Origin of the sequence: Amycolatopsis palatopharyngis (assembly GCF_003385185.1) — a bacterium.
In the GTDB taxonomy this organism is placed as follows: domain Bacteria; phylum Actinomycetota; class Actinomycetes; order Mycobacteriales; family Pseudonocardiaceae; genus Amycolatopsis; species Amycolatopsis palatopharyngis.
Genome location: NZ_PQHZ01000028.1, coordinates 25,195 through 38,356 on the forward strand (window position 1 = coordinate 25,195; position 13,162 = coordinate 38,356).

Below are 13,162 nucleotides of genomic sequence, written 5' to 3' on the forward strand. Positions count from 1 at the left end.
GACCACTGATGCCGCGAAGTCGCCCGCGCCCGAGGCCCGTTCCGGTTGAGCGCCGCTCCCGGTTCGACAGTGCCCGGCGGGTATCCCCACTCGCCAAGGAACGTGATCCCGCTGTCTGGCAACCTTTTTCTGCGCACCATCGACCTCGCGTTCGCCTATGGCGACCGCGTGGTTTTCGACGGGCTGTCATTCACCGCCGCCGCCGGTCATCGGATCGGTCTCGTCGGCGAGAACGGCACCGGCAAATCCACGCTGCTCCGGCTGCTGGCCGGCCGCCAGCTCCCGCAGGCAGGCACGGTCACCGGCGCCGCCGACGTCGGTTTCCTGGACCAGGAACTGCCCTACCCGGCCTCAACGGTTGTCGCGGCGGTCATCGACGACGCGCTGGCCGAGACCCGGGCCGTCGCCACCCGGCTGGACCGGCTCGCCGGCCACCTCCCCGAACACCCGGACGACGCAACGGCACTGGCCGAGTACGGGCACGCTCTCGAGTGGGCGCAGGCGCACGACCTCTGGGACGCGGATCGCAGGGCGGCGCTGGTCCGCACGGGGCTCGGTCTCGGTGCGCTCGCACCTGAACGCGAGCTCGGCACCCTCTCCGGCGGACAGCGTGCCCGCCTCGGGCTCGCCGCCCTGTTGATCCGGCGACCGTCGGCACTGCTACTGGACGAACCCACCAACCATCTCGACGACGACGCGCTGGAGTTCCTCGAAGGCCACCTTTGTGCGTTGCCCGGAGTCGTGGTGCTGTCCTCGCACGACCGCGTCTTCCTCGACTCGGTGTGTACCGACATCGTCGATCTGGACCCCGCGGCCGAGGGGCCGATGCGTTACGGCGGCCGGTACAGCGACTACCTGCTGGCCAAACGCGCCGAACGCCTGCGCTGGGAGCAGCGCTTCACCGAGGAGCAGGCCGAGCTGCGGAGACTGCGCCGGTCGGTCGAGGTGACCGCCCGCGACATCAACCACGACCGGGCGCCGACGGACAACGCGAAGATGGCCTACGACTACAAGGGCGGCAGGATACAGCGGCAGATCTCGCGGCGCGTCCGCAACGCCCAGTCGCGACTCGACGAGTTGGAGCGCACGCAGACGCCGAAACCTCCTGCGCCCCTGCGGTTCGCCGCCACCCTGACCCGGCAGGCAACCGACGAGGCCGCACTGACCCTGTGCGACGTCGAGATCCCTGGCAGGTTGCCGCACATCGCGCGGCTCGCGGTCGGCGCGGGAAGCCGGTTGCTGGTCACCGGCGGCAACGGTGCGGGAAAGTCCACCCTGCTCTCGGTGCTCGCGGGGCGGCTGCGACCGGTCCGCGGGCAGGTCAGCCGCACCCCCGGCGTCCGGGTCGGACTGCTCGACCAGGACGTCCGGTTTCCGGACCCGGCCACGACACCGCGACAGCTCTATCGCTCGGTCGCCGGCGACGACGCACCCACGCTGTCCAGCCTCGGCCTGCTCGCGGTCCGGGACCTGGACCGCGAACTGGGCAACCTCTCCGTGGGGCAACGACGCAGACTGGCTCTCGCCACGCTCATCGCCGCACCGCCGCAGGTGCTGCTGCTCGACGAACCGACCAACCACATCTCACTGAGTCTCACCGAGGAGCTGACAGCGGCGCTCGGCAGCGCCCCCGGTGCTGTCGTCGTCGCCTCCCACGACCGCTGGCTGCGCCGTGGCTGGGAAGGCGAGCGGCTCGAACTCGTCGGCTCGGTGACCGCTGTTCGCGCCCGGCAACTGCAAACTCGCCCCCCGGCAACTGCGAAGTCAGCCCCCGGAACTGCAAAGTCAGGCCCCGGAACTGCGAAGTCGGGTTAGGCGGAGATGCCCAGGAGGGCGTCTATGGCGTCGCGCATGCGGCTCGGCGCCGAGTCGTCACCGCCGCGGCCGCGCAGGGCCTCGTCGGCCCAAGCGTCGACCGCCGCGAGTGCAGCGGGTGTGTCGAGGTCGTCGGCGAGATGGTCGCGGAGCCTCGCCACGACCGGCTCGGCGACCGGGCCGGTGACCGCCGCGACGGCCCGGCGCCAGCGGTCCAGCCTGGTCTCGGCCTGCGACAGCAGCTCATCGGTCCACGCGCGGTCGGCGCGGTAATGCCCGGCGAGCAGCGCGAGCCGCACCGCGCCACTGTCGACCCCGTTCGCGCGCAGACGCGAGACGAACACCAGATTGCCCCGGGACTTGGACATCTTCTCGCCGTCGAGGCCGATCATGCCGGCGTGCACGTAGTGCCGGGCGAACGGGTGCTCGCCGGTCAGCGCCTCGGCGTGGGCGGCACTGAACTCGTGGTGCGGGAACGCCAGGTCCGATCCGCCCCCCTGGACGTCGAACCCCATACCTACCCGGTTCACCGCGATCGCGCTGCACTCGATGTGCCAGCCCGGCCGCCCGGCTCCAAGCTCGGACTCCCAGAACGGCTCGCCGGGACGGGCCACCCGCCACAACAGGGCGTCCAGCGGGTCGCGCTTTCCAGGACGGTCGGGATCGCCACCACGCTCGGCGAAGAACGTGGCCATCGTCTCCGCGTCGTAGTTCGATTCGTAGCCGAACCGGCCGGTGGCCCGATGATCGAAGTAGATGTCCGGGTACTCGGAGTCGTCGGCACGGTAGGCCGCGCCGTCGGCCAGCAGCTTCGCGACGACTTCGACGATCTCCGGAATGCTCTCCACCGCGCCGACGAACTCACGGGGCGGCAGCACCCGCAGCGCCTCCATGTCCTCCCGGAACAACGCGGTCTCCCGCATCCCGAGCACGACCCAGTCGTCCTGGTCCCGTTCCGCGCGCTCCAGCAGCGGCTCGTCGATGTCGGTGACGTTCTGCACGTAGTGCACCTCGTGCCCAGCGTCGAGCCACAGCCGGTGCACGAGGTCGAAGGCGAGGTAGGTCGCCGCGTGCCCGAGGTGCGTCGCGTCGTACGGGGTGATGCCACAGACGTACATGCGCGCCACCGACCCCGGCGCCGTCGGCCGGACCTCACCTGCCGCGGTGTCGAACAATCGCAGCGCCGGCGGGGTTCCTGGTACGCGGGGAAGGGCGACGGATGACCAAGTCTGCATGACCCAACCCTAAGTCCAGTCCGTCACCGGCTGCCCACCTGGTGGAACCGTCCGGCCGGGCACCGCCGCCGAAGCCGACCACATCATCGCGAGTCCCGCGGCGAGCTGCTCGCCGTTGGGCGCTCCCTCGGGGTCGAGCAGCCACTGCACGGAGAGGCCGTCGCAGACCGCGATCACGAACCCGGCCAGCGCGGTGCAGCGAGGATCGTCGGGCCGGACGTCTCCGCCGAGCGACTCGGCGGCGAGCACGGCCACCCGCTCCCGGCATCGGCGATACTGCTCCGCGAACTGCTCGCGCAGCGAAGGAGTGCGCTCGGCCTGTGCAAGCGCCTCCACATAGGACAACAGCAGGGCGCGCTTCTCCGCGAGACTGTCGAGCATCGCCACCCAGGTGATCCGGCCACGTTCGATCGGGGACGCGGCGGGGTCGGCCATGGCGATCCTGGCCAGCTGCTCGGTCCACTCCTCGAAGACCTCACCGATCGCCGCGTTCAGCAATCCGGCCTTCGAGCCGAAGTGGTAACCGATCGAATGCAGGTTGGTACCCGACTCGGCGACGAGGTCGCGTGCCGTGATGTGCGCGTAGCCCCGCTCCTGCAGCAGCGTGCGTGCCGCGACCAGCAACTGTTCCCGGTGCCCCACCGGCACAGCATAAAGCCGCGTCCAGGAGTGACCCTTGACACCAAACTTATACGGGTGTGTAAATAGGGAGGTCGCCCGCTCGTCGAGGAGCCGCACCATGACCACCGCGAACACCGCGAACACCGCGAACACCGCGAACACCGCAATCACGGCAATCACCGGCATCGACACGGCCGAGCTCGCGGTCGCACCGCCACCGCCGGGTCCGCGCCTTCCCGTCGCCGTCCAGACGCTGCTGTTCAGCACACGCAGGCACACCTGGTTGCCGAAACTGCGCCGCCGCTACGGTGACGTCGTCCGCCTGCGCATCTACCCCGAACGTTCGGTGGTCGAGATCGCCGACGTCGAACTCATCCGCGCCATCTTCAGTGGTTCCAACACCGTGTTCCACGCCGGCGAGGGCAACGTGATCCTCAAGCCGGTCATGGGCGAGCACTCGGTGCTGCTCACCGACGAGGACCAGCACCTGCGCGCCCGTAAACTGCTGATGCCCGCCTTCCACGGCGCGGCCCTGCGGGGCTACCGCGACATGGTGTCCGAACTCGCCGACGCGGAGGCCGCGCGCTGGCCCACCGGCCGTCCCTTCCCCACACACGCGAGGATGCAGGCGCTCACCCTGGAGGTCATCCTGCGGGTCGTGTTCGGCGTGGCCGAGGGGCCACGACTGGATGAGCTGCGAATGCTGCTCGGCAGGCTCGTCGACGTCGGGCCGATCGACATCCTCGGCTGGCACAACCCGAAACTACAGCGCATCGGCCCGTGGCGCCGTTACGCGCGCGGACAGCAGCGGGTCGACGAACTGCTCTACGCCGAGATCGGCGAACGAAAGCTGGCCGGCGACCTCGCCGACCGCGGCGACGTGCTCTCCCGGCTCCTGCTGGTCACCGTCGACGGGGAACGGCTCTCCGACGTCGAACTGCGGGACCAGCTGGTCACCCTCCTGCTGGCCGGCCACGAGACCACCGCCACGGCGCTGGCCTGGGCGCTACACGAACTGGCCCGGCATCCCGCGCTGCTGGACAGGGCGATCCGCGCGGCCGACGGTCGGACACAGGAGGATGACAAGTACCTCGAGGCCGTGGCCAAGGAGTCGATGCGGCTGCATCCGGTGATCTCCGAGGTCGCCCGCAAACTGACCACCGACCTCGTCGTCGGCGGCTACCGGATCCCCGCGGGACACACGGTGATGCCCTCGATCGCCCTGGTCCAGGGTGATCCGGCGCATCACGCCGACCCGGAAAAGTTCCGCCCGGACCGGTTCCTCGGCGAAGGACCGCCGACCGGCACGTGGCTACCCTTCGGCGGTGGCGTCCGGCGTTGCCTCGGAGCCGGGTTCTCTCTCATGGAGGCGACGGTGATGCTGCGCTCGGTTCTGAGCCGCTACCGCATCGCTGCGGATCGGCCGCGGCCGGAACCGGCCAAAGCGCGGCACATCACGATGGTGCCCGCGCGCGGTGCTCGGGTGGTGGCCTGGCCACGCCGATGACGCTTTGTCACAATTCGTAGCCGATCGTAACGCAATAGTGACGTGATCTGCGTTACATTTCTGACGCTGGGTTCGATCCTGGAGATGTCACTCCCATCCCCAAGGCGAAGAAGGTGGCCACCATGACGGACGCGGTTGGTGACGGAACGACCGGCCGGTACCTGGTCCTGCTCGAGGACGACGCCGCGGACGAGGGCGTTCGCACGATGGCGCGTGTCGCCGGCATCCGTACCGCGAGCACCGCGGACCTCGCCGGCGATTCGGTATCGCTGTCCACGGGCCTCGACGGTCTGCTGCTCCACGAACTCGGCGTCGCCGTCATCACAGCGGGCGCGGACCAGGCGGACGCCCTCAACCGTTCGATCATGGAACGCGGCGCGATCGCGGGTGTGGAACGAGAGCGCACGGTGCACGCGATCGCCCCCGCCGCCCCGGCTGTGGAACCGGGCGCCGTGGACGAGACCACCTTCACCTGGGGACTACAGGCGGTCGGAGCGCCGGACAGCCCCGCCACCGGCGCGGGTGTGCGGCTGGCCGTCCTCGACACCGGATTCGACCTCGAGCACCCGGACTTCGCGGGCCGTGTCGTACAGACCCGGTCGTTCATCGAGGGTGAGGACATCGCCGACGGGCACGGCCACGGCACGCACTGCATCGGCACAGCCTGCGGGCCGCGGGATCCGGACACGGGCCCGGGCTACGGCGTGGCACCCGAGGTGGAGATCTACGCGGGCAAGGTGCTCAGCAACGCGGGCTCCGGCAGTGACGGAGGCATTCTGGCCGGGATCGCGTGGGCGATCATGCATGGCTGCGCGGTGGTGTCGATGTCACTCGGCGCGGCGGTCCGGCCCGGCGACCCGCACTCCCCCACCTTCGAGCGGGTCGCCCGGCGTGCCGTCGGCAAGGGCACCCTGATCATCGCGGCGGCGGGCAACGAGAGCAGACGGTCCTCCGGGGTGATCGCACCCATCGGCCACCCGGCCAACTGCCCCTCGATCATGGCGGTCGGGGCGGTGGACGTACACAACGCTGTCGCCGACTTCTCCTCCGGCAGTGTCGACGAGGAACGCGCCGTGGACCTCGCCGGGCCCGGTGTGGACGTGCATTCCAGCTGGCCCATGCCGACGCGGCACCGGCGCATCAGCGGCACCAGCATGGCGACACCGCATGTCGCTGGCGTCGCCGCGCTCATCGCGCAGCAGCACGGAGCCCGCGGCTGGGAACTGTGGGCCAGGCTCGGGCAGAGCGCCATCCGACTGCCCTTGCCTTCCACCGATATCGGTGCTGGACTCGTCCACGCACCCCGGTAACCGTCCGGGCCGCCGCAGGGAGGCCGTATGGCCGAGGACGACCACAGGGTCATCGTCTCGATCGCCGACGACAACCTCGACCGCATCGGCGACGTCGTCGATGCGCTGCGCACCGCCGGGCTGCGTGTGCAGGACGTGCAGGACGTCATCGGGACGGTCACCGGCTGGGTGCACGATGGATCGCTCGGCTCACTGAAGGACGTGTCAGGGGTCGTCGATGTCGAGTTCGACCGGACCTATCAGCTGCCGCCGGAAGAGGGGCCCCAGTAGGCACGCTCTCGCGCGCCCGCGATCCTCAGGACCTGCGTGTGTGCAGGTAGTCCTCGACCACGGCGGCTCCGAGACCACCGAGGTCGGGGGCCACCACGCGCCCGCCCGCGCGCCGGGCCAGCAGATCCACGAACGACGTCAGCCGAGAGTCGTCACCCAGCCGGAAGACGGTGAGTGAGGTACCGAGTTTCCCCAGCCGGTCGACCTCCGTCAGCGTCTTCGCCAGCGTTCGCGGACTGGGCGGGTAGTCGAACTCCGCCGTCCCGTCCGGTTCCAGGTGCGCGGTGGGCTCGCCGTCGGTGACCAGCAGTACCACGGGCCGAGCGCCCGGGTTCCTGCGCAGGTGTCGGCCCGCGAGCAGTAGTGCGTGGTGGGCGTTGGTGCCCTGCTCCCACGCGCCTTCCAGGCCGACCAGTTCGGCCAGCTCCACCGCGGTGGCGTAGCGGCCGAAGGTGATCAGCTGCAGCGCGTCCCCCCGGAACCGGGTGGCGATCAGCTGCTGCAGGGCGAGGGCCGTGCGTTTCATCGGCAGCCAGCGGCCCTCCTGCACCATCGACCAGGAGGTGTCCACGCACAGCGCGACCGCGGCCCGCGCGCGCTGCTCGGTCTCGACCACCTCGACATCGGACACGTCGAGCTCGGTACCGCGCCCCGTCCCCCCGGCCGCGGTGCGCAGGACGGCGTTGCGGACCGTCCTGGAGACAGCCCAGGGCTGTGTGTCGCCGAACTGCCACGGCCTGCTCGAACCGGTCAGCTCTCCCGCTGCGCCCGCGGTCGCGGTCTCCCGCTGACCCGCGCGACCACGCAGTGTCTTGATCACGTCGGACAACGCCGTCTCGGCGAGGCGGCGCAACGCCTTCGGTGACAGGCGCAGCGATCCGTCCGCCGTCCGCTCGAACAAGCCCTGCCTGCGCAGCTCCCGTTCGAGCTCGGCGAGCCTGCGCGCGTCGACCCCCGCGTCCTCGCCGAGCTGGCGGATCAGCGCGTCGGAATCGATGTCCTCCAGCCTGGCGCCGGGATACGACTGCGAAAGCTGCTCGGCCAGTGCGTCCAGCTCGGCGAGATCGGTCATCGCGCGCACCCCCTCGCCGAACCCGAGTGAGTCGTCGCCACGAAACCGCGCCGAGGAATCCCAATCCTGCCTCGGCCGCAGTGCCCGCAGCTGCCCGTCCAGCGCCGACAGTTGCTCGGCCATCCGCGAGTCACCGAAGGCCTGCTGGGACAGCTCGGCCAGTTCGGCCCGCTGCTCGGGCGACATCGAGTTGAGCATCCGCTGTGCCGCGGCCGCCCTCGCCGCCAGCACGTCGATGAGTTCGTCGACCGTCCTCGGCTGTTCGGGGAAGAACTCGCCATGTCTGCTCATGAACTCCGCGAAGCGTTGCGGCACGTCGGCGAAGCCCTGTGCGTGCGCGGACAGCAGTGCGTTCAGATCCGCCAGCATCTGGTTGATCCGCTCGACGTCGGCGCTGCCGGTCTCCTGCAGCGCGTTCTTCATTCCCTCGAACCGGGAGTCGAGCAACTCCCTGCCCAGCAGGTCGCGGATCCGCTCGTAGTTCTGCCTGCCCTCCGCCGAGCGCCAGTCGTACTCCGCCAGCTCGCGCACCGCGGCCGCCGTGCCTGAGGGCAACGCGTCCAGCACGGCCTCCTGGAAGCGCGCGTCGTCGGACGGGTCCGGGAAGAGGTCAGCGCGTTCGGCGGCCACGGCCGCGTCCAGCAGCTGCCGCACCTCCTGCAGCGTCCCGTCCAGGCGATGGCGTCGCTGGATCTCCGACCGGCGCTGCCATACCCGCCGGGTCAGCTCGTCCAGGCCTGCCGTGTCCCTCGTGCCCCTGCGCAGCAACTCCTCCAGTGCCGAGCGGGGCGACGCACCGGCCATCACCTCCTGGCCGATCTCGTCCAACGCCTCCCGAAGGTCCGCGGGCGCGGCGAGCGGATCCGGCCCCTCGTGCCAGGGGCCGTAGGAGTAGCCGGGCGCGGTCACGGTCCGTACACCGTCGTGTGGTCGTCGGCGTCCTTGGCGAGCTTGCGGGCGAGGTAGAGCGACTCCAGCGCGAGCTCGACCGCGGCGGCGATCCGGCTGGGTGGTTCGTCGGCGCCCACGCCCGCCCGCTGCGCGACCTCGTGTAGCACGGGCAGTTCCGGCAGCGCGGCGAGGAGCTCCTTGCCCGGCACTCGCTCACCGGTCGCCACCAGATGCCCGTCGGCGACCGCGTTCCCGAGCGGGGTCAGGTCGAGCCCGGCGAAGCGTTCCCGCGCCGTTTCGGCGACCGCCCTGCGCAGCAGGTGCGTCAGGTGCTCGGTCTCCCTGCCCTCCTCGCCGGGCTCGAACTCGAGCTTGCCGCGCAGTACCGCCGGTACCGAGTCGAGGTCGACCGGCCGGGCCACGGCGGGTTGCTCCCCGGTGAGTGCCGAACGCCGCAGTGCGGCAGCGGCGACCGTCTCGGCGGCGGCGACGGCGAACCTCGCCGACACCCCCGATCGCTGGTCGACCACGTTGGACTCGCGCAGACCGCGGACGAACCGGGCGAGAACCTCGAGCAACGGCGTACCGACCTCGGCGACCAGCCGGGCCTCCTGCCGGACGACACCGATCTCCGCGTCCAGATCGAGTGGGTAGTGCGTGCGTATCTCGGCGCCGAAGCGGTCCTTGAGGGGGGTGATGATCCGGCCCCGGTTCGTGTAGTCCTCGGGGTTCGCTGTGGCCACCAGCAGGACGTCAAGCGGCAACCTCAGGGTGTACCCCCGAACCTGGATGTCGCGCTCCTCCATCACGTTGAGCAGCGCGACCTGAATCCGTTCGGCGAGGTCAGGCAGCTCGTTGATCGCGACGATCCCGCGGTGCGACCGGGGCACGAGTCCGAAGTGGATGGTCTCGGGATCACCCAGACTCCGCCCCTCGGCGACCTTGACCGGGTCGACGTCACCGATCAGGTCCCCGACCGATGTGTCCGGCGTGGCGAGCTTCTCGGTGTAGCGCTCGTCGCGGTGCAGCCAGGCCACCGGGAGGTCGTCGCCGAGTTCGGCCGCCCTGCGCCGGGAGGCGGGGGTGATCGGCCGCAAGGGGTGCTCGGCCAGTTCCGACCCCTCGATCACCGGTGTCCACTCGTCGAGCAGGCCGGCCAGTGTGCGCAGGAGCCGGGTCTTGCCCTGACCTCGCTCACCGAGCAGCACGACGTCGTGCCCGGCCAGCAGTGCCCGTTCCAACTGCGGCAGCACTGTTCTGGAGAACCCGACCATCCCGGGCCACGGGTCCCGCCCCAACCGCAGCGCGTCGAGCAGGTTGTCGTGGATCTCCGTCTTGACGCCACGCGGGGAATTCCCCGCCTCGCGCAACGCTCCGGCGGTACGGGGCAGGTCCGCTGGTGGGGAACTGTTGCTCACTCCCGCGACGCTACTTCCCGATCGCCCTGGCGTCGACGTGGAGCAACTCCACCCACCGGGTTTCCCGCCTCGCGAAGACGGCATCTAGTCTGGATCGCCGTGTGCTGTCCCAGTGCGACCCTCTCGGTCTGGTCCTCGGCGTGGCTGAACGGCGCCGCCGCATCCGACAACGCCCTTGACGCGCTCGGCGCGTGGGGCACGGCGCATGAGGTGGTCGCCGCCGATGCAGAAACGGCGGAGTGGCTCGACCTGCCCGTGTCCGGCGCTGTTCCCGCGCAACCCGCGCAATTGCTCGGCGCACTGCGCCGGATCGGCGCCGCCGATGCCCGGCTGACCCTGCCGGTCCCCGGCGACGTTCGCGGCCTTGGCGGCGGAGGACCGTTCACCGAGGCCGCCCTGCGCTCGGGTGAAGCGGCGCTGTTTCCCTCCGCCGGCTGCGCCGTCGTGCCCGAGCCGATCGCGGAAGGCCTGCTGCGCTGGATCGTGCACCAGATCCCGGTGGGCACCGAGCCCGAGTTCGTCGGGATCGGCGAGGCCGAGCATCTGCTCACCGACGCGGTCCGCGTCAGCGCGGGAACGTTGCAGCAACTCGACGTCGCACGGGATCGCCCCGGCGTGCGCGGGGAACTGAAGGCGCGTCTGCGCTCAGCACCTCGGCCGGGCTGGCCCGCACCGATGCCCGGCCGCTGTCTGCTGGTCCTGCAACGGGCGGACGAGGTGGAGGCCATCCTCGCCCTCGCCATGACCGACGAACCGGGTGGTGCGTTGTCGGCATCGGCCGCGGCACAACGTTCCGAGGCGCTGCGCCCGCTGTCCGACGCCGTCCGCACGGCTCGGTGTGCCGCCGTCACCGAGGCCGTGCGCGTGCTCAGTGGCGACGCCGACCGGCAGACCTAGGCCGGCCTGCCACGGGAACTGCGAACTCCCGCCCCGGAACTGCGAACTCGGCCACGGGAACTGCCAAGTCAGGGCCGGGAACTGCCAAGTCGGGGTCAGGGGGCGCGGCGCTTCGGGGGTTCGCAACAGCCGATGGCGCAGGGTGCGCCGTTGACCGTGCAGCCGGCCGTCGGGAAGTCCGAGAGGGCGCGCGGTGGCGCTCCCGAACAGTGCTCGCGGACCAGCTCGACGACGAGCTGGGCGAAGCGGGGGTCACCGTTCGGTGTCGGCACCCTGGCGAAGCCCATCCCGAGTTCGGCGGCTCGCTCCGCGGCCTCGTTGTCCAGATCCCACACCACCTCCAGGTGGTCTGAGACGAACCCGACCGGGCAGACGACCACCGAGGTGGCCCCCTGCGCGTGCACCGCGCCGAGATGGTCCACGATGTCCGGCTCCAGCCAGGGCATTGTCGGCGGACCGGAACGGGACTGCCACACCACGTCGTAATCGGCCACACCCGCCTCGGCCGCCACCAGCCGCGCCGCTTCGGCGATCTGCCGGGAGTACCTGCGGCCGCCGGAGCCGGGCGGTCCGGCCGCGACGTCCGCGCTGTCCGGGATGGAGTGTGCGACGAAGATCGTGCGGGCGCCCTCCGGCGAACCGAGTGCGGCGTGCGCGGCCCGGACACCGTCGGCGAACGCCGAGACGAACAGCGGGTGGTCGAAGAACTGCCGTAGTTTCGTCAGCTCGGGGGCGTTCTCCCCCACCGCGGCCCTGGCTCGCACGATGTCCTCGTCGTACTGCCTGCACGCCGAGTAGCCGCCGTATGCGCTGGTGGGAAAGACCAGTGCCCGCCGCACGCCAGCGCCGGCCATCTCGGCCAGCGTGTCCTCGACCAGCGGGTGCCAGTTCCGGTTGCCGAAGTAGACCGGCAGGTCGAGCCCCTGACCCTCCAGCTCCTTGCGGACGGCCGCGATCGCCTCGAGGTTGAGCCGGTTGATCGGTGACACACCACCGAAGTGGTGGTAGTGCTCGGCGACCTCCGCCAGCCGCGCTCGCGGCACTCCCCTGCCGCGAGTCACGTTCTCGAGGAACGGCAGCACCTCGTCCGGCCCCTCCGGACCACCGAAGGACAGCCACAACACCGCGTCATAGGAAAGCTCACTCACGGTGCCCATCTTCGCGCTGTGACCGCGCTCGCGCAGATCCGGGGCCCCGGTGCCCGGCACCCGCGGGTTCAGCTGCCCCTGGACTCGGCCAGCCGCCGCATCCAGTAACGGAACCAGTCGTCCCCGAAGGGCACGTACACCCGCACCGGAACACCACGGGCGACGAGGTCGTCCAGGGTGGCGGGACGCACGCCGAGCAACTGCTCGACCGGACGTGGCCCGAGCGCGGCGAGCAGAGCCTCCCGGAGCACCCCGTCGTGGGTGGCCAGCGCGAAGCTCGCGTCGGCCTCGGCCAGCCGGTGGGCGAGGCGGGTGAAGGCGATGTCCGTGGGCTCGCCGTAGGGCAACGCCCGATCCGCGGGCTCGACGTAGGCGCCCTTCACCAGTCGCACGTGGACACCCGCATCCACGAGACGGTCGAGGTCGCGCTCCGAGCGTCGCAGGTTCGCCTGCACAGTCGCCCCGATCCGGTCCGCGAGGCCGTTTCCCGCGGCGGTCAGGACACACTCCAGCACCGCATCGGCCCGGTCGTAGTCCTCCGCACCCACCTGAACGCGGCGTCCGGGCGGCAGCTTCTCCGCGACGGCGCTCAGTTTGTCCGCGCAGTAGCCGGTGTCGACGTCCAACCCGAGATGGGACAGGTCGACCGACAACCACGCGTCGTCCGGCAGCACCCGCAGTTCACCTGCCAGCCGGAGGTAGTCCTCGGCGACCCGTTCGGCTTCAGCGGCGTCCCTGACGAGCTCGCCGAACTGGTCGATACTGCTCGCCACACCACGCTCGTGCAGCTGGTGCGCGGTTCGTACGGCATCCTCCGCCGTTGTCCCCGCGACGTAACGAGCGGCCGCACGCCAGGCCAGTCGCTCGGCGGGCGGCGCAGCCCGGACGCCACGTTCGAGAAGGCTGTTGGTGGCGAGGCGGAATAGGATGACGCGATCGATGCTCACGATCGCCAACCTACCGACCGCCACCCGCCGC

11 protein-coding genes are annotated in these 13,162 nt (G+C 70.7%); 5 read left to right on the forward strand and 6 right to left on the reverse strand.

The genetic code is table 11. The features are described from left to right. The first annotated feature begins 111 nt into the window (after positions 1 to 111). Positions 112 to 1,815, forward strand: a complete 1,704-nt coding sequence (locus D0C15_RS20635) for an ABC-F family ATP-binding cassette domain-containing protein (protein ID WP_116048182.1) — start codon at positions 112 to 114, stop codon at positions 1,813 to 1,815. Here D0C15_RS20635 and mshC read toward each other — a convergent pair. Both mshC and D0C15_RS20645 read right to left on the reverse strand, forming a co-directional pair. Further along, complete coding sequence (gene mshC / locus D0C15_RS20640) at positions 1,812 to 3,050, reverse strand: cysteine--1-D-myo-inosityl 2-amino-2-deoxy-alpha-D-glucopyranoside ligase (protein ID WP_116048065.1); 1,239 nt, start codon at positions 3,048 to 3,050, stop codon at positions 1,812 to 1,814. The genes D0C15_RS20635 and mshC overlap by 4 nt on opposite strands. A gap of 9 nt (positions 3,051 to 3,059) precedes the next feature. Next, positions 3,060 to 3,692, reverse strand: a complete 633-nt coding sequence (locus tag D0C15_RS20645) for a TetR/AcrR family transcriptional regulator (RefSeq protein WP_116048184.1) — start codon at positions 3,690 to 3,692, stop codon at positions 3,060 to 3,062. A gap of 97 nt (positions 3,693 to 3,789) precedes the next feature. Between D0C15_RS20645 and D0C15_RS20650 the strand changes: the two genes are divergently transcribed. From D0C15_RS20650 to D0C15_RS20660, 3 genes are all read left to right on the forward strand, one after another. Continuing rightward, on the forward strand, positions 3,790 to 5,178 hold the full coding sequence (locus tag D0C15_RS20650) for a cytochrome P450 (RefSeq protein WP_116048068.1): 1,389 nt from the start codon (positions 3,790 to 3,792) through the stop codon (positions 5,176 to 5,178). A gap of 122 nt (positions 5,179 to 5,300) precedes the next feature. Further along, positions 5,301 to 6,488: a S8 family serine peptidase gene (locus tag D0C15_RS20655; protein ID WP_116048069.1), complete on the forward strand. Its 1,188-nt coding sequence runs from the start codon at positions 5,301 to 5,303 to the stop codon at positions 6,486 to 6,488. A 27-nt stretch (positions 6,489 to 6,515) separates the two neighbouring features. Then, complete coding sequence (locus D0C15_RS20660; RefSeq protein ID WP_116048071.1) at positions 6,516 to 6,758, forward strand: hypothetical protein; 243 nt, start codon at positions 6,516 to 6,518, stop codon at positions 6,756 to 6,758. A gap of 25 nt (positions 6,759 to 6,783) precedes the next feature. On the opposite strand, the gene D0C15_RS20665 is transcribed toward D0C15_RS20660, so the two are convergent. Together D0C15_RS20665 and D0C15_RS20670 are read right to left on the reverse strand one after the other, a co-directional pair. After that, a complete protein-coding gene (locus D0C15_RS20665; protein WP_116048074.1) occupies positions 6,784 to 8,739 on the reverse strand; it encodes a vWA domain-containing protein in 1,956 nt (651 codons plus the stop codon). After that, positions 8,736 to 10,112, reverse strand: a complete 1,377-nt coding sequence (locus tag D0C15_RS20670; protein WP_425455410.1) for a sigma 54-interacting transcriptional regulator — start codon at positions 10,110 to 10,112, stop codon at positions 8,736 to 8,738. Before D0C15_RS20670 ends, D0C15_RS20665 begins: the two co-directional genes overlap by 4 nt. A gap of 126 nt (positions 10,113 to 10,238) precedes the next feature. Here D0C15_RS20670 and D0C15_RS20675 point away from each other — a divergent pair, with 126 nt between their 5' ends. Continuing rightward, positions 10,239 to 11,036: a hypothetical protein gene (locus tag D0C15_RS20675; RefSeq protein WP_116048080.1), complete on the forward strand. Its 798-nt coding sequence runs from the start codon at positions 10,239 to 10,241 to the stop codon at positions 11,034 to 11,036. A gap of 95 nt (positions 11,037 to 11,131) precedes the next feature. On the opposite strand, the gene D0C15_RS20680 is transcribed toward D0C15_RS20675, so the two are convergent. Then, positions 11,132 to 12,184, reverse strand: coding sequence for a ferrochelatase (locus D0C15_RS20680; protein WP_245976055.1), 1,053 nt, complete (start codon positions 12,182 to 12,184; stop codon positions 11,132 to 11,134). 68 nt (positions 12,185 to 12,252) lie between these two features. After that, positions 12,253 to 13,131 (reverse strand): proline dehydrogenase family protein, encoded by an 879-nt coding sequence (locus D0C15_RS20685; protein WP_116048188.1) that lies wholly within the window; start codon positions 13,129 to 13,131, stop codon positions 12,253 to 12,255. Positions 13,132 to 13,162: the final 31 nt, after the last annotated feature.